The following is an 18,572-nucleotide window of genomic DNA, read 5'->3' on the forward strand; positions in this document are numbered from 1 at the left end:
GAACCGGGATTTGATTGCGCAGCTTCCTCACTTGTTGCTTCGCACACTGCAATAGAATAAACAAGCCAGAAGGTATCCAGACTTTCTGGCTTGTTTCAATTTCGAGCACTGTTTACTGTTTCCTTGCGATACTGTTTGGGAGTAAGGGCGGTGCTTTTTTTGAACACACTAAAAAAATGCGAAATATCACCAAAGCCCGTAGCTGCTGCAACCTCGGTGACAGGGAGATCCGTTTCTGCCAGCAGTCGCTTCGCCTTGTTCAATCGATAGTCGGAGAGGAACTGTTTCATCGTGCTTCCGGTGGTTTCTTTGAACAAATTAAACAATCTGGAGCGAGAAATGGGATAAAGCTCAAGCAGGTCATCGACATGCAAATCCTCTTGATATCGGGCAATCAAGTAGGAGAGCACATTACCGATCAGCTGCTCATCTTCCGACCTGTGAGAGCTTGCAACATCATGATGTAAACCAAGCAGCAGCAGGAAAAATTCTGCCAGACATTTTAGCACATTTAATTCGAAGTGCTGCTTCTTGTCCTTGAGTGTTTGTTCCAACTCAGCGAGTAGCATTTGAAGCTGATCCAGCTGTTGAACAGACAAGAAGTGATGGCTCGACTCGGGATGAATCGCTTGCAGAAATCCGGAGATCGACAAGTCTGTGGTTCGGCAAAGCGTGTGAATGCTCTCCATATAAGATTCATCGATGGAAAGGACGTATCTGTGAAAGTCCTGATCTAGCATATGATAAGGACGATGAATGACACCTGGTTGAATGACTGTCAGTGTACCAGCATGGAGTGGATACAATTGATCGCCGGCAATGTAAGAGCCTGTCCCTTGGAGTACAAAATAAAACTCGTAACCATTATGGGCATGCAGCAACTGTTGATGAAGCGGCGACTTGCGGAGCTCGCAATGCACAGGATAATTCGCCAGAAAATGATTCGTAAAGTCATCAATAGCGTAATTACGGACTGTTGCGGGAATCGTTGTGCTCACGAATATCGCCTCCTTGTTCTCACTAACTGCACTTACTATACGAGATTGGTTTGTGAGTAGACAAGCTTTTTTTAGTTACTCCAGAATTTCAGCTAACGGACCGAGCGGCCGCTATTTGGAGGAAATATGGCTCTGCGAAATCTAACGGACGCCATAGCCGTTATTCACGATCATAGCGTGAAAAATGGCTATGAAATAGCCAAATAACGGCACTGGGGTCCGTTAGAGTTGAGAATTGCCCGATTTAGTGCGAATAACGGCTGTGAGGTCCGTTAAAAATGGGCGGAGTCTACGTACCCCCAGTCAACCGCCGCGAGCCTCATCGTTGGGGCACGCGGCGACCAGGAGATGGGGGAGGCTGCAGAGGAACTGGGCCGCTTGGCGTCAGCCCGCGAAATATATCGCAGCCAGAAAAACAACCTGCAAAACCGAGCGGACTAACAGTGTAGGCGTAGGCGAGCCGCCAATCGTTAATTTGTTGCGCGCCGCCCGCACATTGGCCGGGAACATCGCGACGAGCAGCACCATCAGGCAGATGGAGGCCGCGCGGGAAGTAGCTGGAAACAGGATGCCGATCGCAGCCGCAATCTCCAGCCAACCCGTGACCGTGACAATGAAGTCAGGTCTCGGGAAAGCCGGGGGAACCATGCGGATCAGGTCTGGCCTTCTTTTTCCCCAATGAGCAGAGGCAGTTAGAAGCAGCATGACGGCAACTGCTCCTTGCAGCGGCGTATGCCAACCTTGGAAATGAGACAAACCAAGCAGTCCGAGCACCCAAAATATCAAATAAGAAACAATCAAAGCATACAAAGGAACCATTTGAAATCCTCCTTTATTTTTTAAGTAATTGCGTCATCATACCGGCGATATCTTCCATTTGAAACTGAGCAGTCACCATTGGAATTGTAGAACGGACGCGTAATCCGAGGGAAAGAAGAACAAACAGGTCGGCTGTTTTACCGGCATCCACCGATTCCGATATAACGCCGTGCGATTGGCCTGTGACAATCCACTCTCTTGATACTTGCACGGAGCGCTCGTAATACAGCTTGAGCGTTTCGGCAACGGCTGGCTGATCTTCTTTTCCGAGTAAGTAAATCAGTACTTTGTTGGTCACTTCCTGCGCATCATCCAGTGCTCGGAGGTTCTCCAGAATTTTCGCCATAGGGCCTTCGAACGTAGCGCCACCTTGGTTTACAACATCCTGAAAGCGTTCATTCGTGGCATCCAGCCGCTCCTGAAGCACCCAGGCGAAGATTTCATCTTTACTTTTCACATAATGGAAAATAGCACCTTTGGATAGACCGGACCGGTCCATAATGTCTTTCATGGTGATCGCTTCGCACCCTTTTTCGCGGATGAGCTCTTTCGTTGATGTCAGCAGAACTCCCGTTGTTTGCTGTCTGCGCTCCTCTTGTTTCAACTTCCTCGCTCCTTTTTCAAATCACTGTACTAATTTCATTATAAATACCGACCATCGGTTTGTAAATAAATGTTTTTCCCACAAATTGGATAGAGTTCTGAGTGTGTTGTACGGACAGAAAGGTTATGCAACCTCCGAAGTGTATACGGTGTCAGGTCTAAACAACATACTGCAGCATATAGGGGTCATACAACTTGCAAAGACGAAAAGCAATTCGTGGTAAATTAGAAAAAATGCTGTGGTTCTGCCCTGTACTTATACTAGCAATTGGGAGCCTTCCAAACGTTACCGGAAGTATGTGGTGGGATGCGTTCGGGGTGGTTTTATTTGTGTCGATCATCATCATCTGTGGAACAGGTTTCATAAAGGATGAAGAAAATTAATATATTTATAATAAAAAATTAATGTTTATGCTCTATCATAGACCTAAGGGAGTGATAGATTATGACATCTTCTTACTTCGATCAATGGTTGGACGAGTATAATGATTATATTAGGCTCTATGAGATGTTTGGCGATAAGGAATATTTGGATGAAGCAATAGAAATACGCAATAGTTTGCAAGTGATTGTAGCTAGGGCCGAAAAACATAAATTAATCGTTTCGAAAGTGATGAGCAGCCAGAAGCATGCTTATGGCAAAGCTTATCTGTAGTTGAAACGCGAACAAATAAAAACAGACTCTAGCACAGTTAATGCGCAGAGTCTGTTTTTCGTAGACACGTTTTATTCGGCCGCTGCTTCTAATTGTGGATCCGACTCGAGGGTCGTGTCCAGCTTTTGTGTGCCGAGGATCGTGACAAGAACAGTCTCAGGATCGGAGAGAACCTCAACGTTCTTGGGGACTTTAAGGTCAGAAGCGGTGAGATGCTCACCAATACTTAGTTTGCTTATGTCGAGCGACAGGGACTCCGGCAGCTTGTTAGGCATGCAGCGTATCAGAACTTCGTGGGTCTCCACTTGGAGAATGCCGCCTTCCTTCGTGCCTTTGGCCTCTCCAATGAAGTGGACTGCAACGGTTGTATCTAGCTTTTCCTTCATATCAATTTGCAAAAAGTCAACATGCAGCAATTGACCTGTCAGCGTGTCCTTTTGGACGTGATGAATGATGACAGATTCCTTTGAATTCGATGGCAAAGCTACTTTCAGAATCGCATGCGGATTGCGTTTCAGTGATGCTCGGATTTCTTTTTCCGGGACGGTGACGTGTTCGGAATCCATACGAGAGCTGTAAACTACAGCGGGAACTTGACCTTGTTCTCTCAATTTCTTCACAGGACCTGTTCTTTCAGATAGTAAAATCGTTGTACTCATGTTCTGCACCTCCGTAGCGTAGTTAGAGCGGCGTTAAGCCCTATCACTCATTTACCCGCTGACTCGAAGAGTGAAACAGGAAAAAAATAGGAAGATTTTTTTTGTTTTGGGCTTCTTTATCTTACCATTTGAGAGTAAAATAGAGGACAAGAGGAGGATTGATAAAGGATGAGTACACTGAAAAGTTTCACTGATTCTGATCAACATATTTCTTTGGAGCTCAGAGATGATCATCTGACTGTGCTGCGTTTACATGGTGAAACATCTATTTACCCTTTCAAAAGTATTACTCTTGCCTCTGAGCCGATCCCAGAATACCCCTTGAACCGCGTGGCGCTCACAGTTATTGATTTCAACACTGGTGTAACCGATTTCAAATTTTCTTCTAGTCTAAATGATTTTGAGATTTTCGTCCAAAAGTTGATTGAGGTTCATAGTGAGTTTGTACCTAATCATTAAAATCACAAATAAGCGATGTATCCTATGAGGATAGGCGAGGCGACTCGTTCTATCCTTTTTCTATTTCATTGATAGGATATTGATGTCGGAAAACGTCAGGGGTTACACCCACGGATTTGCGAAAGGTTGAAATAAAATGCGAAGCATCAAGAAAACCGGTTGTTTCCGCGATCTGCTTAACCGTTAAGTTATGCCCAGTAATGAGGAGCTCTTTGGACTTCTGAAGCCGAAGCTGCAGCAAATATTGATAGGGCGATAGGCCAAATGCTTTGCGGAAAAGCGTATTGAGGTGCTGCGGACTGATGCCTAGCTCGTTGGACATCCAGGTAAGACCGACATCGGGAGAACCAAAGTTTATCTCCAATTGAAATAAAAGCGGTAATAATCGTTCATGGCTCTGGGAGAGGGAGGCACTTTTGTTGACGTTTCCGTGGTTTTTGAGCAAAGTGAGAAATTGATAAACTTCTAGTGAGCCATTCATGCCAGTGAAGTCATAGCTATACCGATATTTCTCGTAAAAGTATTCGTGGATGCTTGCGAGCGGAGTATCTATTCCCCAGCTGATCTGGGTGGATAACGGGAACTCCAGGGCATAAACGATAGAAGCAGCGAGTGCGCCGTCAAAGGTTAAGTACCAGGTCGACCATTTGGGGGAAAGAACTTTATACTCATGAGGAACGCCCGCGGCAAGCAGCATGCCTTGATTCTCGCCAAGCTTGATCGATTGATTGTCGAGAATAATCTCTCCGGCACCTTCAATCGTTTGCAGCCAGTGAAAACAGGGATAACCATCCTCACGCTTGTAATAAAGCTGCTGACTCTCATAGCCGACCGTTTCCAGGATCAGCGGCAGCTTACGGTCTGTTTCGGTGATGACGAAAAACTTCCTGTAATCTATAGCCATGTCAGATGAACCATCTCTTTCATTTTTTAATATGCCATGCGTAGTATCTTATATTTTAAAAGAGATTGGTGTCAGTTACAATAAAGACATCGTTGATGATAGTTATACACTACCGATAAAGTGAGGTACTAATCCATGGCTAATAAGTACGTGTACACACCGCCTGTGAACGGTTTCCCGGAATGGAATAACAATCCGCAGATTTTTCAATTGAACCGGCTGGAAGCGCATGCAACTTTGATCCCTTTCCGCTCGGAAGCTGAAGCGCTTGCAGGAACTCGAGAAGCCTCCGACTCCTATCAATCTTTGAATGGCACGTGGAAGTTTCATTTTGCTGAGAATGCAGAGGGACGACCGCAGGAGTTCTATAAGAACGACTATGATTGCAGCAGCTGGTCCAACATTGCGGTGCCATCCCACTGGCAACTGCAGGGCTTTGATTTTCCGCAATATACGAATATCATCTATCCATGGGTAGGTCACGAAGATTTGAAACCTCCTTATGCACCCGTGAAGTATAACCCTGTAGGCTCGTACTCCCGCAACTTTACGATTCCGGCATCTTGGGCGGAGCAGCCCGTTTACTTGAGTTTTCAAGGCGTAGAATCTGCTTTCTATGTATGGGTGAACGGTGATTTGGTGGGCTTTAGTCAAGACTCCTTTACACCAGCGGAATTTGATATTACGCCTTATTTAGTTGAAGGCGAGAATAAGTTAGCTGTCGAGGTTTATCGGTGGAGTGATGCAAGCTGGCTGGAGGATCAGGATTTCTGGCGGTTAAGCGGTATTTTCCGCGATGTCTACTTGTACGCCACTCCTGTCGCACATATTGCGGATTTTAAAGTGGTGACGGACTTGGATGAGGCTTGCGAGCACGCCGAACTGCGCATTCAGGCGAAAGTTACGAATTATGACGGCCTTGGAACGGGAACGCACCGTGTAGAAGCTGTTTTATATGACAGAGAGCAAAAGCCGCTATGGAATGCCCCTTTATCCGCAACAGTTGATCTAAACGGCAATCTGATGCAGGATGTGGAGCTATCTGTTAAAGTGGAGAGTCCTTCACTTTGGAGCGCGGAAAAACCTAACCTCTATACGCTGGTTTTGAGCTTGAAGGACGAGAGTGGGGCTCTGCTGGAAACAGAGAGCTGCAAAGTAGGCTTCCGTAAATTTGAAATCCAGGATGGATTGATGAAAATCAACGGGGAGCGCATCGTCTTCAAAGGCGTCAACCGCCATGAGTTTGACACAGATCGTGGCCGCAGTGTGGATAACGACAGCATGCTTGCTGATATTTTGCTGATGAAACGATTTAATATCAACGCCGTGCGCACGTCCCATTATCCGAACAATGCTCGTTGGTACGAACTTTGTGATGAGTATGGATTATATGTGATTGATGAAACGAACCTTGAAACGCACGGATCTTGGGAATATGCCCAAGAGGAAGAAGGAGATACAGTACCGGGCAGCAAACCTGAATGGACGGGTGCCGTTCTGGATCGCGCGAATTCTATGATGCAGCGAGACAAGAATCATCCTTCGATCGTGATTTGGTCACTCGGCAATGAGTCATGGGGCGGCGATAATTTTATTAAAATGCATGATTTCCTTCGCGAGGCGGATCCTTCCAGGGTTGTTCACTACGAGGGGATCTTCCACTGCCGGAGCTCAGAAGCGTCCTCTGATATCGAAAGTCAGATGTACTCCAAAATTGAAAAAATTGAAGAGTATGCGAATAATAAACCGAAGAAACCGTTCATTTTATGTGAATACAGCCATGCGATGGGAAATTCCTGCGGTAATTTATTTAAATATTGGGAGCTGTTTGATAAGTATCCGGTTCTCCAAGGCGGCTTTATTTGGGATTGGATCGATCAATCCATCCGGACAACTACGCCTGACGGTGTGACTTATCAAGCTTACGGCGGTGATTTCGGGGATACGCCGAATGATGGCAATTTCTGTGGTAACGGGTTAATTTTCGCCGATCGTACGCCATCTCCGAAAATCCATGAAGTGAAGAAATGCTATGAAAATGTGAAAATTAAAGCGGTTGATTTGGCAAAAGGTCAAGTAGCTGTAACGAATCAATTCTTGTTCACAGATCTTAATGAGTTCAATTGGATATGGACGATTGAACATAATGGCGTCATTGCTGGCGAATCGAGGAAGGGTCAATTCAGTGTGAAGCCTGGTGAAACGGCGACTATTGAACTTGAATTGGATCAGCATGAAGCTGTTAGGCCGAATGATGAGTTCGTGCTCACGATCAGCCTTCAATTGAAAGAAGATACCTTATGGGCATCCCAAGGGCATGAGATCGCATGGGAGCAGTTCTTGCTGCCTGTCCGTCAGGCGTGGGCACTTAGCGATTTGGTCACACAAGCAGAATCTGCTGCAGCGATATCGGAGCTGAGCGGTGTGCAGATTGCCACCACGTCTGAATCGATTACACTGAAAGGAAGCAACTTCTCGCTTCAATTCGATGCTGCAAGCGGGAATATCACTTCCTACCAGTACGAAGGAAGCGAGTTGTTCCTGACAGGTCCAGCGCCTAACTTCTGGCGCGCTTACACGGACAACGACCGCGGCAACAAACATCCTATTCGATGCGCACCATGGCAAGAAGCAGGCAGCGGGAGAACGCTGCAAGCCTTGCAAGTGAAGTCTTCGAGCGATGGTCGCGCAGAAGTACACGTTAATTATGAGCTTGCTACAACGCCGGCTTCAACTGTGAAATTAGTGTACACCGCATCGCCGAATGGGGAAGTGGAGGTGCGCATGGAGCTTGTGCCAGGCGCAAACCTACCTGAAATTCCGGAAATCGGCATGATGCTGGAGCTAGACGGTTCCTTCCAGCAATTGAGCTGGTATGGCCGCGGGCCGCACGAAAATCATTGGGATAGAGCGACAGGAGCGAAGCTGGCGCTGCACAGCGGAACCGTGGAAGAGCAATTCGTTCCTTACTTGCGCCCGCAAGAATGCGGCAACAAAACGGATGTCCGCTCAGCAACATTAACGGATAGCGAGGGCCGTGGACTTCGTATTACGGGGCTGCCGACTGTCGAATTGAATGCTCTGCCATATTCGCCTTCAGAACTCGAAGCTCATGACCATCCGTATAAGCTGCCAGTCAGCGAGAAAGTGGTGCTGCGCGTGAATTACAAGCAGATGGGCGTTGGCGGAGATGATAGCTGGGGGGCACGTACGCATCCGGAGTTCACCTTGTTCGCCAATCGAACGTATGCCTATTCGTTCAGCTTTAAAGGGATCTAAATTGCCAAAGAGGGAGTATGCAAAGCAATCGCGATTCATAACAACTGGAAATCCTCCCGTTATTTCAAGCGAATTCAGGCTTTGATTTCCAATTAACTGGAAAAACTCCATTTATTTGCGCTGAATCCCATGCTTCTCAGGCTCAATAGTCCCATTAACAGGATAAATTCCAGTTAATCACATTTGAGAAGCGTTACCGCAATAAACAACGGTAGTAATTCCCGTTAATTTGAAAAAGGCTGCCCCAAAATTTAAAAAGCCGCTGGCCCCTTCCGTCATCTAATGACTTTGGGGCCAGCGGCTTTTTGCAACGACTTTTTAATGCGATACCGCGCCTTGTTCCTGCGTGGGATCAAGTTTTTCTTTGCTCATCGCGATGGCACAAATGAAGGCAATCACTGCCGGAACAATGGTCCAGGCGAAAGTGAGAACGATCGAAGACGATAGCGCGCTTGAGATTTTTTCTAGAATAGGACCCGGAATGTCCAGACGTTTGGTCGGATCAAGCAGGGTATGAGGGTCACTCGTAGCCATACCTGCAGGCATTTCACCTTGCCCGGCGAAAGCGTCTGTCAGCTTTTTAGTGAATGCGTGGCTTTGGATAATGCCAAATACAGTAATCCCGAGCGTCATTCCTAAGGAACGAAGGAAATTCAGTGTTGAAGAAGCTGAACCGCGTTGTCTAGCATCGAAGAGATGGATTGCGGCATTACTCAATACAGAGAAGGAAGCACCAATTCCTAGACCGACGATGATCATATAGATCGTTACGAGCCAGCGAGGTGTCTCAGGAGTCAATGTCGTCAATAGGGCAACTCCGCCAGCTAGAATAAGCGTTGTGGGAATCATAATGGCGCGATAGCTCACTTTGGTCATTAAGAAACCGCCGCCTGTTGCCGTTACGACAGAACCTAACATCATAGGCAGTAAAACTAAGCCTGAGTTGGTCGCGGTGCCGCCAAGCACACCTTGAACAAAGATTGGGATATATACAGACGCTGTAATAAAAGCAGCTCCGCTAAAAATAGCTACGGCGTTGCTGGAAGCATACAATCGGCTTTTGAACATAGTAAAAGAGATAATCGGCTCGGCAGCGCGGCGTTCTACGAAAATGAAGATGATCGTTAACACAGCGAATAGTGCGAATAATCCGAGGATAACCGATGAATCCCAAGCATATTTTTTGCCGCCTAATTCAAGCGCGAACATAAGGGAGACGATGGCCCCGACAAGTGTCATTGCCCCCCACCAATCGATCTTCTGTTTCGAATGCTCAACGGATTCACGGTAAAAGAAAGCGATAAAAATAAAGGCAATCAAACCGAGAGGAAGGTTAATGTAGAAGACCCATTTCCAATTTACGTAATCCGTAATATAAGCGCCAAGCAAGGGGCCGAAAATACTGGACATACCAAAAACGGCGCCGAATAATCCGCCTAATTTGCCACGGCTCTCAATCGGTACAGCATCGAACATGATGGTAAAAGCAATCGGTACCAGCGCACCGCCGCCAATCCCTTGAATCGCGCGATAAATACTGAGCTCAATAATGGAATTTGCCGTTCCGCATAAAATGGAGCCAAGCATAAATACGACAATCCCGAAGATGAAAAACTTTTTGCGTCCATACATATCGGACAATTTCCCGAAAATCGGCATGCCGGCCATCTCCGCGACCATATAGGCGGAAGTGACCCACACGAATTTGTCCAATCCCCCTAATTCCCCAACAATGGTGCCCATAGCTGTCGCTACAATGGTATTATCCATTGCTGCCATCAGAATACCGAGCAGAAGACCGGCAAGTACGATACCTATTCCTTTATTTTTGGTTTGTGTTGACATGAAGTTGAAGTTCCCCGCTTTCTAATTAAATGATGGTAACATGAGTGAGATTCGCTTTTAAGCCTTTTAATAAGGCATAGGTGCCTTTATCCATCTTAGCCCCGTCAAAAATCGCTTTTTTGACATCCGTTTTAAACGAACAGCTTTGAAAAACGGTATTGCGGAAAGAAGTCCCTTTTAAACCAGTATGATGAAACGTAGTTCCGGTAAAAGTTAGGTTATCCAAACATACCCCTGTTAACTCCGAGGAGCTGAAGTCTGTGTGGTCAAACAGGCAATTCTCAAAGGATGCTCCCTTCAGGTTGGACTTTTGAATCTTAGCATGGGTCAAATTAGCGCCATCAAAATTACAACGATCTAAATTACTGCATTTGAAAGAAGCGTTCGTTAAGTCCGAATAGCTAAAATCGGAGTCCAGCAGGTTACTGTAATTAAACTTCCCGTCATGGACTTGAGTGGATTTCAAATCCGACTTTTGCAAATTTTGTTTGGAGAAATCGAGGCCAACAATTTGCTGCAGTTTCGTTGTATTTGCATGGATGCTTTCGATAAGCTCAGAGATTTCGCCAATGGAAGCGATCGTTCGCTCAAAGGCAGCTTTCTCATCAAGGCCATCCTTTTGCAAATCACTGAATCTTTCCTCTAAATCATGATAAAGCTCTTCTTTTAACTCCCTAATTGGCTTTAAATCCTCGTAATTGGAGAATACTTCGTCCAAATAAGCAGAAAGTTTAGTAGGCAAGGATGATTCCACCTTTCTTATAGGAATAAATCGAGTATGTTTTTCGCATGTTCCCAGTTTCGTTTGTTTGTCTCAAATGTTTCCCTGCCTTTGTCAGTGAGCCGATAATACTTTCTTCTGCCACCTTGTGTCTCGTCCCCCCAGTAGGATGTAATGTTCTCTTCCTGCTCTAGACGTTTGAGACTGGCATACATCGTAGCCTCTTTGAGCTCGTATTCACCACCAGAAGTTACTTGCACAAGCTTTGAAATTTCATAGCCGTATTTATCGCCGGACATCAAAAGTTTAAGAATGATGCTATCTGTATGTCCACGAATAAGATCAGATGTTATTTTCAAGTCAAAGATGACCCTCACCTCCTGATTTACATTATAGTCAAGAGTACTTTGTCTGTCAATGTAGTCCTACGAATGATACACATCTTTCATTGACCGCACAGAACAGGGATGATAACTTAGAAGTAGCATTGGGAAAAATTCGCATTATCCGGTTGGAAGAACGTGTTTATTTAGAAAGGTGGTTTTCATCGTGGCAATGAATCCGGCGCAAACCGTAATAGGACTTGTAGGTACGGGTGTTATGGGTAAAAGTATGGCGGGACATTTTATGAAGGCAGGGTATCAAGTTCATCTGTATAATCGGACAAGATCGAAAGCGCAGGAGCTCGTGGATCAAGGTGCACATTGGCAGGAATCACCTGGTCAATTAGCTCGGCAGTGCGATGTGATTATTACGATGGTAGGTTTCCCTAGTGATGTGGAAGAAGTATATTTGGGCGAAAATGGTATTTTGCAAAATGCCAAGCCAGGAAGTTATGTCATCGATATGACAACATCCTCTCCCAAGCTTGCCAAGCAAATTGAGAATGAAGCGCGTTCCCGCGGGTTATTCTCACTGGATGCACCTGTTTCAGGCGGAGATGTTGGGGCGAAAGAAGCCAGGCTATCCATCATGGTGGGGGGCTCGCGTGATGCTTTTGACGCGGTTTTGCCACTCTTTGAGAAGATTGGCACGAATATTGTGTATCAAGGGGAAGCGGGAGCAGGTCAGCATACCAAAATGTGCAACCAAATCGCCATTGCCAGCAATATGATGGGCGTGGTCGAAGCGCTTGTTTATGCGGAAAAATCAGGACTGGATCCAGCTACGGTGCTTAAAAGCATTGAATCAGGGGCAGCGGGCAGTTGGTCATTAAGCAATTTGGCTCCGCGGATGATTGCCGGTAATTTCGCACCTGGCTTTTATGTGAAACATTTTATTAAAGATATGAAAATCGCGCTTCAATCGGCTGAAGAAATGAATGCCAAGCTGCCAGGACTTTCTTTGGCCAAATCGCTGTACGAGCAGCTGGCTGCCAGCGGTGAAGAAGACAGCGGAACACACGCGTTGTATAAGCTGATAAGCAAACTTTGATAGACGAAAATCGGGAGAGAGGGACGTCTTGTGAAAATTGTTATTGCACCTGATTCTTTTAAGGGCAGTTTAAGCGCAAAAGAGGCTGCTCTTGCTATAGCGAAAGGCATTCAAAAGGCTGCTCCCGCATCTGATACCGTGCTTGTTCCAATGGCTGACGGCGGTGAAGGAACGGTAGATAGTCTCATTAGTTCGACGCAGGGTAGGAAGATTGAAGTTACAGTTAGCGGGCCTTTGTTGGATGAAGTGACTGCTGAGTACGGCGTTCTTGGCGACAATGAAACTTGTGTCATTGAGATGGCTACGGCTTCGGGGCTTTACTTGATCTCAGAGGAGCAGCGCAATCCATGGCTAACGACTACCTACGGAACAGGCCAGCTCATCAAACATGCCTTGGATCATGGGTATCGCAAGTTTATTTTGGCGCTTGGCGGGAGCGCAACCAATGACGGAGGAAGCGGCATGCTCCAAGCGCTTGGGTTAGCGCTTCGAGATGCTGAAGGACAACCAGTTCCGCATGGAGCGCTTGGTCTCCCGAAGATCCGCAGCATTGATGCTGCGGATTGGGATGTTAGGATAGGCCAATCGAGCTTCACGATTGCCTCGGATGTGGTTAATCCGTTCGTCGGCCCGCAAGGAGCGTCCTATGTGTTCGGCCCTCAGAAGGGGGCGACCCCTGAGATGGTGCAAGAGCTGGATGAGGCGCTCCGACACTGGGCGGACATCATCGAGACGCACACGGGGATAGCTGTTCACCATCTGCCTAGTGCAGGGGCTGCGGGTGGGCTTGGCGGCGCGTTCCAAGCTTTCTTTCCCTCAACCGTTCAGCGCGGCGTTGAGATTGTGATGGAGCAAAGCAACCTGAGCCAGCATTTGGAGGGCGCTTCTCTCGTTATTACGGGAGAAGGGCGAACAGATGCGCAGACGGCTTCTGGCAAGGCTCCTATGGGCATTGCTCAGGCTGCTCAGAAGCTGGGTGTTCCTGTTATTGTGTTGAGCGGTTCCATTGGAGCTGGCGTGGAAGCCCTGTATGATCATGGCATCACGAGCATCCATAGTATCGTCAATGGGCCGATGTCGCTGCAAGAAGCTATGGAAAGGACCGAGGAGCTGCTGTCGCAAAAAGCGGAGCAGGTCATGCGGACTTATCTGGCTGCAAAGGTGTAATGTGTTAAAGTCTGCTTGCCTTCCCGTGCGGGAGGTTGGGCAGGCTTTTTTGTTGAGGGAACTGTGTTCCCTTATTCAGAGGAAAACGAGTGTTTTCCTCATCGAGCGGAACTGTGGGGTCTTATCTGGCCACCGCGGCACGTTTCTCGTTGAAAAGTGGCAAAATAGCAGACCGTAGTTCCCCTTGCAGGTGGAAAACACGCCTTTTCAGGGGAATAGCGGACTCTAGTTCCCCATAAGCCATCGCTCTTGCCAGAGCTCACACGCTTCTCGAGCGACCACCGCACTTCTCAGAGCTCGTCCCCGCCATTTTTGGAATATAACTGTTTCTTGAACAAAAATAACGGTTTTTTATTTGGTAAATAAAAAATACACAATGTATCATTTGAGAGGTAGTGAGAAACATGGACGAAGCATCATCAAGTTACTTATTTACGCTGAAAGGAGCTGAGAATTGCTAAAATAATCTAGTCACACTGTAATTGAAAAGGGCGAGTTGGATGCGCTTCCAAATGGTTTTCGATTAAAAATATTTAAATAATGAATGTTTATATCAATATCATTTAAATTATAGCTAATATTGACCTAACACTTGAAGTCCTTACTGGATTTAAGTCTAAAGGCCCAAGGATAATCCGGTCGTATCACGCTATCCGACAAAAAGTAGATCGTAAGAAACATAATGTATCACGAAAACATCATTTTCTGACAAATTACGCGACATATCTTCGATAAGGATGGTGACAAAAAGCATGGCGAACAGCAAATTAAGCCTAACCAAGAAAGCGCTTACTATAACTGCGGGCTGCATGGTAATGTTGAGCAGCGTGGCCGGAATAGCAGCAGCCGATGTACCAACAAACAATCAGGGGACAACATCAGGCGTTCAATTGGAATATTTGGATCGTGGCTTGGCGGCCGTTGTCAAAGGCAATAGCGTGTTTCTCAGTTGGAGGCTGCTTGGCAATGAGGTAACAGGTTACTCCAGCACGGGATTAACAGGGACAAACTTTAATTTGTACAGAGATGGCACGAAGATCGCCACGATTGACGACAGTACGAATTATTTGGATAGCACAGGAACAGCTGCTTCGCATTACTACGTAGCTGCCGTCGTGAACGGAAAAGAAGTGGATAAAAGCGCCTCCGTTACACCATGGGGGAGTGGTTACTACGATTTGAATTTGAAAAAGCCAGCAGATGGGGTTACGCCAAAAGGCGAAGCGTACACCTACAAGGCGAATGACATGAGCGTTGGTGATGTGGACGGAGATGGCCAATATGAATACTTCGTCAAATGGGACCCGTCGAACTCCAAAGACGTTTCTCAAAAAGGTTACACAGGCAACGTATATGTAGATTGCTACAAGTTTGACGGGACGTTATTGTACCGAATTGATCTTGGCGTCAATATTCGGGCTGGCGCACATTATACGCAATTCATGGTCTATGATTTCGATGGCGACGGAAAATCAGAAATGATGTTCAAAACAGCGCCAGGTACGAAAGTCAGCAAGTATAATGCCCAAGGTAACGTGACCTCCACGAATTACATCACAATGCCTGGCGAAGACATTGCCAAAGGTTATTCCAACACGGATGATTATCGGTTGAGTGCCCAAGGTTACTACGATCATGTGGTGAACATGTTCATGAATTGGGATAAGCATCCAGAAGTGCTGAACGGTTCATGGCCCAAAACCTTGGAAGAATGCTTCGGCATCGCCAAAAAGTATACTTACCCGCTTTCTGAAGGGGATGCCAAGCTTTTAGCGGATTATTTTATAGACGTGTATGCTCCAAGCCGAAGCACGAATAACAAACTGCGCGAATTCGAAGGATTTATCGTCGATGGTCCAGAGTATTTATCGGTGTTTGAAGGCGCGACAGGCAAAGAAATGGAGACCATCCACTATAAGCCGGGGCGTGAAGATGACGGACTTATGTGGGGGGATTACGCGCTAGGAAGAATTGAGCCAGCCAACCGTGTGGACCGATTCTTAGCAGGTGTATCCTATCTGGATGGTCAGAACCCGTATGCGATCATTGCCAGAGGTTACTATACGAGAAGTACAATCGTGTCGTACCGCTGGAATGGCAAACATCTGGAGGAGTATTGGTTCGTTGACAGCGGATGGGTAAAAATGACAAATCCATTCAATGACACGCCTCACGGCAGAGCGGGTTCCAATCCGGCTTATGCGTCACTGACAACGCAGGGAGCACACTCCTTGACAAGCGCTGACGTGGACGGCGATGGCAAGCAAGAAATTGTATACGGTTCTTCGACAATTGACCATGATGGCAAATTATTGTACAGCTCCGGGGATACGATTGCTTCAGGACCGAATACAGGGACCTTTGCGCTTCTCGGCCATGGAGATGCCCTGCACGTCACGGACATTAACCCTGATCGTCCTGGTTTAGAAATCTTCATGGTTCACGAAGGTGCGACAAGCGTACCTTACGGCTACTCTTTCCGTGACGCCAAAACAGGTGAGATTATCTATGGCGCTTATACGGGGAAAGACACTGGCCGTGGCATGATCGGTGACGTTGATACAACGAAAAGAGGTATCGAAACATGGGCTACTGCTCTACGAACGGCAGATGGCACAACATTAGGAACTTCCATGCCAGGTACAAACATGAGTATCAAATGGGCTGGCAACATGACGACGCAAATTGTGAACGGTGCAGATGGTTCAACGCCTACGATTGACGTTTGGGGCGGTGCTAGAGCATTGACGGCTACAGGTACGACAACAAATAACTCCACGAAGGGGAACCCATCCCTTGTTGCTGATATTTTTGGCGATTGGAGAGAGGAATTGCTCGTTCGCAAGACGGACAGTTCGGCTATTCGGATTTATATGAGCACCGATGTAACGAATCACAAGATTTACACGTTAATGCATGATCCACAATATCGCGCTGAGATTGCCAGACAGAACACAGCGTACAATCAGCCAGCGTATACGAGCTTTTATTTTGCCTCAGATACGGACTGGTCGAAGGTTCCGATTCCAAACTTGAAGCCTTTTGCGGTGGGAGGTTCCCTAAATGGTCCTAACGCTGTCGCTCCCGGGCAATCTTTCAACGTTACTTACGGGCTGGAGCATGTTTCCTCGGAAGTAGTGGCTGAGGATATCACCATTGATGTGGATACGACCAAGTTGGATATTAACAATACGCCTCCTGTTTCATTGGACGAAGACACTTTCAAAGTCGTTGATTACAAGGTAACACCTGGCAAGCTTCGCATTCTTGGCGTTCACTTCGGTGACAAACAGGCGCGTCCGAACGGTCCGCTATTCTCCATCGGCTTGACGGCCAAATCCTCCGTTCAATCCGGCGTAGGAACTGCAGCCGTCTCAGCGCTAACAGTTGCTAACAGTGAAGGCACGGAGCAGCAGTTGCAGGGCAATTCGTACGCTGTGCAAATTGGCTCTGGAGACAAAACGCAGTTGAATGCTCTCATTGCTGAATCGCAGGGTGTCATTAGCAGTGCTGTTGAAGGCGGTCATGTTGGACAGTATCCTTCCGGCTCCAAAGCGATTCTGCAAGGTGCTATTGATAAAGCGATTCTGGCAGCAAATGATCCGACGATCAGTCAAGAGCTTATTAATCAAGCAATTGCTGAGCTTTCCGCCAAACTTCAAACGTTCCGTCAATCCGTGGTTACGAAGGTTGCTGGTGACTATACGAATGATGGCAAAACAAGTATCGGCGATTTGGCGCTTATGGTCAAAGCATATGGTAAAACGGTTGATAGCCCAGATTGGAATGAGTGGAAACAATTTGACATCAATAACGATAAAGCGATTGATATTGTCGATCTTTCCGCACTTGCTCAGCTGATTATCAATGAGGACTTTTAAGAAGGATCTGTCTTGATTTAACGGGTGGGAAGGCAGGAAACGACTGCCTTCCTCCCCATATCTATTCACAGCACAGAGAGGACGGAGCTATGTTGAAAAAGAGAGGGTTGCTATTCGCTGTATGCTTACTTCTATGCATCTCATTTATTCCCTTGCAAGCTATGGCGGCTGAGTCGCCCAGTTACTCCTTATCGCTGATTGGCAACCAAACGCAAGTCGGGAGTCAAGTTAGAGTTGATGTGAAAGGCACCGATGTGAAGGATCTTTTTGGCTACGAAATTCGATTGTCCTATGATACGAAACGCCTGCGTTTTATAAAAGCAACGAGTCCGATGAACGGGTTTTCCGTTCCGGGGATCGTGAAAGACGGGCAGGTTGTTTTTGCCCATACCAAAGTTGGAAAATTACCGGGGGATTCAGGGGATGTAGAACTTGCTTCCTTTACGTTTGAGAATTTATCTGAAGGACAAGCCGAGGTCAAGCTTATTCAAGTCAAAGAAGTAACGAGTGCGATGCAAGCAGCAACGATTACTTCCGACTCCAAGCTTGCGATGGACATTACACCTAAGCAGGGAAATGTAGTTACTTTCAAAGATATGGCTAATCATTGGGCACAAAAAGCAGTCGAGAGGGCGGCATCGCTAGGTTTTGTAAACGGTTACGAAGACGGCACGTTCCAACCGGAAGGCAAGGTAACACGAGCCGAGTTCACCGCTATGCTCGTAAGAGCAATTTCGCTTACTAGCAAGGAAGCTCAGGTTATGCAATTCTCTGATATTGCTGACATTCCGCAATGGGCCAAAGTTTATATTTTTGAAGCGGCATCTGCAGGTGTGGTAACGGGCTACGAAGATCGCTCCTTTGGTGCAGATCGGCTTATTTCACGCGCTGAGATGGCAGTTATGGTGGCACGGGCAATCGGTCTTGAGACGAACTCCGATGGGGCAGCTTCCTTCGCTGATGAGGATCAGATTCCAGACTGGGCGCTGCAAGAAATCAAAGCTTCACGGAAAGCAGGACTGATTCAAGGCAGAGACAATAACAATTTCGTGCCTGGTGACAACGCAACAAGAGCTGAAGCGGCTGTATTAATTCTTGCAGCATACGATAACTTCCAGTCAGCCAAATGAAAGGTAGATGATCGCGAT

At 46.8% G+C, this 18,572-nt stretch carries 16 protein-coding genes and 1 pseudogene; 9 read left to right on the forward strand and 8 right to left on the reverse strand.

What is annotated here, in order from left to right:
• Positions 1-95: 95 nt before the first annotated feature.
• From GQF01_RS18865 to GQF01_RS18875, 3 genes are all read right to left on the reverse strand, one after another.
• Positions 96-998 carry an AraC family transcriptional regulator gene (locus GQF01_RS18865; RefSeq protein ID WP_161408296.1) on the reverse strand — a complete coding sequence of 301 codons (903 nt, stop codon included), beginning with the start codon at positions 996-998 and terminating at the stop codon, positions 96-98.
• Between the two features lie 384 nt (positions 999-1,382).
• Positions 1,383-1,817, reverse strand: a complete 435-nt coding sequence (locus GQF01_RS18870; RefSeq protein ID WP_161408297.1) for a DoxX family protein — start codon at positions 1,815-1,817, stop codon at positions 1,383-1,385.
• Between the two features lie 13 nt (positions 1,818-1,830).
• Positions 1,831-2,421: a TetR/AcrR family transcriptional regulator gene (locus GQF01_RS18875; protein ID WP_161408298.1), complete on the reverse strand. Its 591-nt coding sequence runs from the start codon at positions 2,419-2,421 to the stop codon at positions 1,831-1,833.
• 194 nt (positions 2,422-2,615) lie between these two features.
• Between GQF01_RS18875 and GQF01_RS18880 the strand changes: the two genes are divergently transcribed.
• Both GQF01_RS18880 and GQF01_RS18885 read left to right on the forward strand, forming a co-directional pair.
• Positions 2,616-2,804 carry a hypothetical protein gene (locus GQF01_RS18880; protein WP_161408299.1) on the forward strand — a complete coding sequence of 63 codons (189 nt, stop codon included), beginning with the start codon at positions 2,616-2,618 and terminating at the stop codon, positions 2,802-2,804.
• Between the two features lie 61 nt (positions 2,805-2,865).
• Positions 2,866-3,075 (forward strand): hypothetical protein, encoded by a 210-nt coding sequence (locus GQF01_RS18885; protein WP_161408300.1) that lies wholly within the window; start codon positions 2,866-2,868, stop codon positions 3,073-3,075.
• Between the two features lie 71 nt (positions 3,076-3,146).
• Here GQF01_RS18885 and GQF01_RS18890 read toward each other — a convergent pair whose 3' ends face one another.
• Positions 3,147-3,734, reverse strand: coding sequence for a 50S ribosomal protein L25 (locus tag GQF01_RS18890; protein WP_161408301.1), 588 nt, complete (start codon positions 3,732-3,734; stop codon positions 3,147-3,149).
• A gap of 168 nt (positions 3,735-3,902) precedes the next feature.
• On the opposite strand from GQF01_RS18890, the gene GQF01_RS18895 reads away from it, so the two are divergent.
• Entirely contained in the window at positions 3,903-4,193 is a 291-nt protein-coding gene (locus GQF01_RS18895; RefSeq protein ID WP_161408302.1) for a hypothetical protein, read from the forward strand.
• 49 nt (positions 4,194-4,242) lie between these two features.
• Here the strand turns inward: GQF01_RS18895 and GQF01_RS18900 are convergent, their stop codons facing one another.
• The gene (locus GQF01_RS18900) at positions 4,243-5,097 is read right to left on the reverse strand and encodes an AraC family transcriptional regulator (protein ID WP_161408303.1); all 855 of its coding nucleotides are present in this window, start codon (positions 5,095-5,097) and stop codon (positions 4,243-4,245) included.
• Between the two features lie 135 nt (positions 5,098-5,232).
• Between GQF01_RS18900 and GQF01_RS18905 the strand changes: the two genes are divergently transcribed.
• Entirely contained in the window at positions 5,233-8,376 is a 3,144-nt protein-coding gene (locus GQF01_RS18905; RefSeq protein WP_161408304.1) for a glycoside hydrolase family 2 TIM barrel-domain containing protein, read from the forward strand.
• A gap of 318 nt (positions 8,377-8,694) precedes the next feature.
• Here GQF01_RS18905 and GQF01_RS18910 read toward each other — a convergent pair whose 3' ends face one another.
• From GQF01_RS18910 to GQF01_RS18920, 3 genes are read right to left on the reverse strand one after another with little or no spacing between them, the layout of a single operon-like run.
• Positions 8,695-10,221, reverse strand: a complete 1,527-nt coding sequence (locus GQF01_RS18910) for an MDR family MFS transporter (protein ID WP_161408305.1) — start codon at positions 10,219-10,221, stop codon at positions 8,695-8,697.
• 25 nt (positions 10,222-10,246) lie between these two features.
• The gene (locus GQF01_RS18915) at positions 10,247-10,963 is read right to left on the reverse strand and encodes a pentapeptide repeat-containing protein (protein WP_161408306.1); all 717 of its coding nucleotides are present in this window, start codon (positions 10,961-10,963) and stop codon (positions 10,247-10,249) included.
• Between the two features lie 17 nt (positions 10,964-10,980).
• Positions 10,981-11,310, reverse strand: a complete 330-nt coding sequence (locus GQF01_RS18920; RefSeq protein WP_161408543.1) for a PadR family transcriptional regulator — start codon at positions 11,308-11,310, stop codon at positions 10,981-10,983.
• Positions 11,311-11,497: 187 nt separating this feature from the next.
• Here GQF01_RS18920 and GQF01_RS18925 point away from each other — a divergent pair, with 187 nt between their 5' ends.
• From GQF01_RS18925 to GQF01_RS18940, 5 genes and pseudogenes are all read left to right on the forward strand, one after another.
• Positions 11,498-12,376 (forward strand): NAD(P)-dependent oxidoreductase, encoded by an 879-nt coding sequence (locus GQF01_RS18925; protein ID WP_161408544.1) that lies wholly within the window; start codon positions 11,498-11,500, stop codon positions 12,374-12,376.
• A gap of 30 nt (positions 12,377-12,406) precedes the next feature.
• Positions 12,407-13,543: a glycerate kinase gene (locus tag GQF01_RS18930; RefSeq protein ID WP_161408307.1), complete on the forward strand. Its 1,137-nt coding sequence runs from the start codon at positions 12,407-12,409 to the stop codon at positions 13,541-13,543.
• 752 nt (positions 13,544-14,295) lie between these two features.
• Positions 14,296-16,578, forward strand: a pseudogene (locus tag GQF01_RS18935) (rhamnogalacturonan lyase); the annotation flags it as partial.
• 642 nt (positions 16,579-17,220) lie between these two features.
• Positions 17,221-17,424: a dockerin type I domain-containing protein gene (locus tag GQF01_RS36880; RefSeq protein ID WP_328803492.1), complete on the forward strand. Its 204-nt coding sequence runs from the start codon at positions 17,221-17,223 to the stop codon at positions 17,422-17,424.
• Between the two features lie 89 nt (positions 17,425-17,513).
• Positions 17,514-18,554, forward strand: coding sequence for an S-layer homology domain-containing protein (locus GQF01_RS18940; RefSeq protein ID WP_161408309.1), 1,041 nt, complete (start codon positions 17,514-17,516; stop codon positions 18,552-18,554).
• Positions 18,555-18,572: the final 18 nt, after the last annotated feature.

It is taken from the genome of Paenibacillus silvestris (genome assembly GCF_009882985.1).
Taxonomy (GTDB): domain Bacteria; phylum Bacillota; class Bacilli; order Paenibacillales; family NBRC-103111; genus Paenibacillus_E; species Paenibacillus_E silvestris.

Coding starts and splice junctions, on each gene's coding strand:
- GQF01_RS18870 (WP_161408297.1), bottom strand. CDS start 1,817: ATGGTTCCTTTGTATGCTTTGATTGTTTCTTATTTGATATTTTGGGTG.
- GQF01_RS18885 (WP_161408300.1), top strand. CDS start 2,866: ATGACATCTTCTTACTTCGATCAATGGTTGGACGAGTATAATGATTAT.
- GQF01_RS18890 (WP_161408301.1), bottom strand. CDS start 3,734: ATGAGTACAACGATTTTACTATCTGAAAGAACAGGTCCTGTGAAGAAA.
- GQF01_RS18895 (WP_161408302.1), top strand. CDS start 3,903: ATGAGTACACTGAAAAGTTTCACTGATTCTGATCAACATATTTCTTTG.
- GQF01_RS18900 (WP_161408303.1), bottom strand. CDS start 5,097: ATGGCTATAGATTACAGGAAGTTTTTCGTCATCACCGAAACAGACCGT.
- GQF01_RS18905 (WP_161408304.1), top strand. CDS start 5,233: ATGGCTAATAAGTACGTGTACACACCGCCTGTGAACGGTTTCCCGGAA.
- GQF01_RS18910 (WP_161408305.1), bottom strand. CDS start 10,221: ATGTCAACACAAACCAAAAATAAAGGAATAGGTATCGTACTTGCCGGT.
- GQF01_RS18925 (WP_161408544.1), top strand. CDS start 11,498: ATGAATCCGGCGCAAACCGTAATAGGACTTGTAGGTACGGGTGTTATG.
- GQF01_RS18940 (WP_161408309.1), top strand. CDS start 17,514: ATGTTGAAAAAGAGAGGGTTGCTATTCGCTGTATGCTTACTTCTATGC.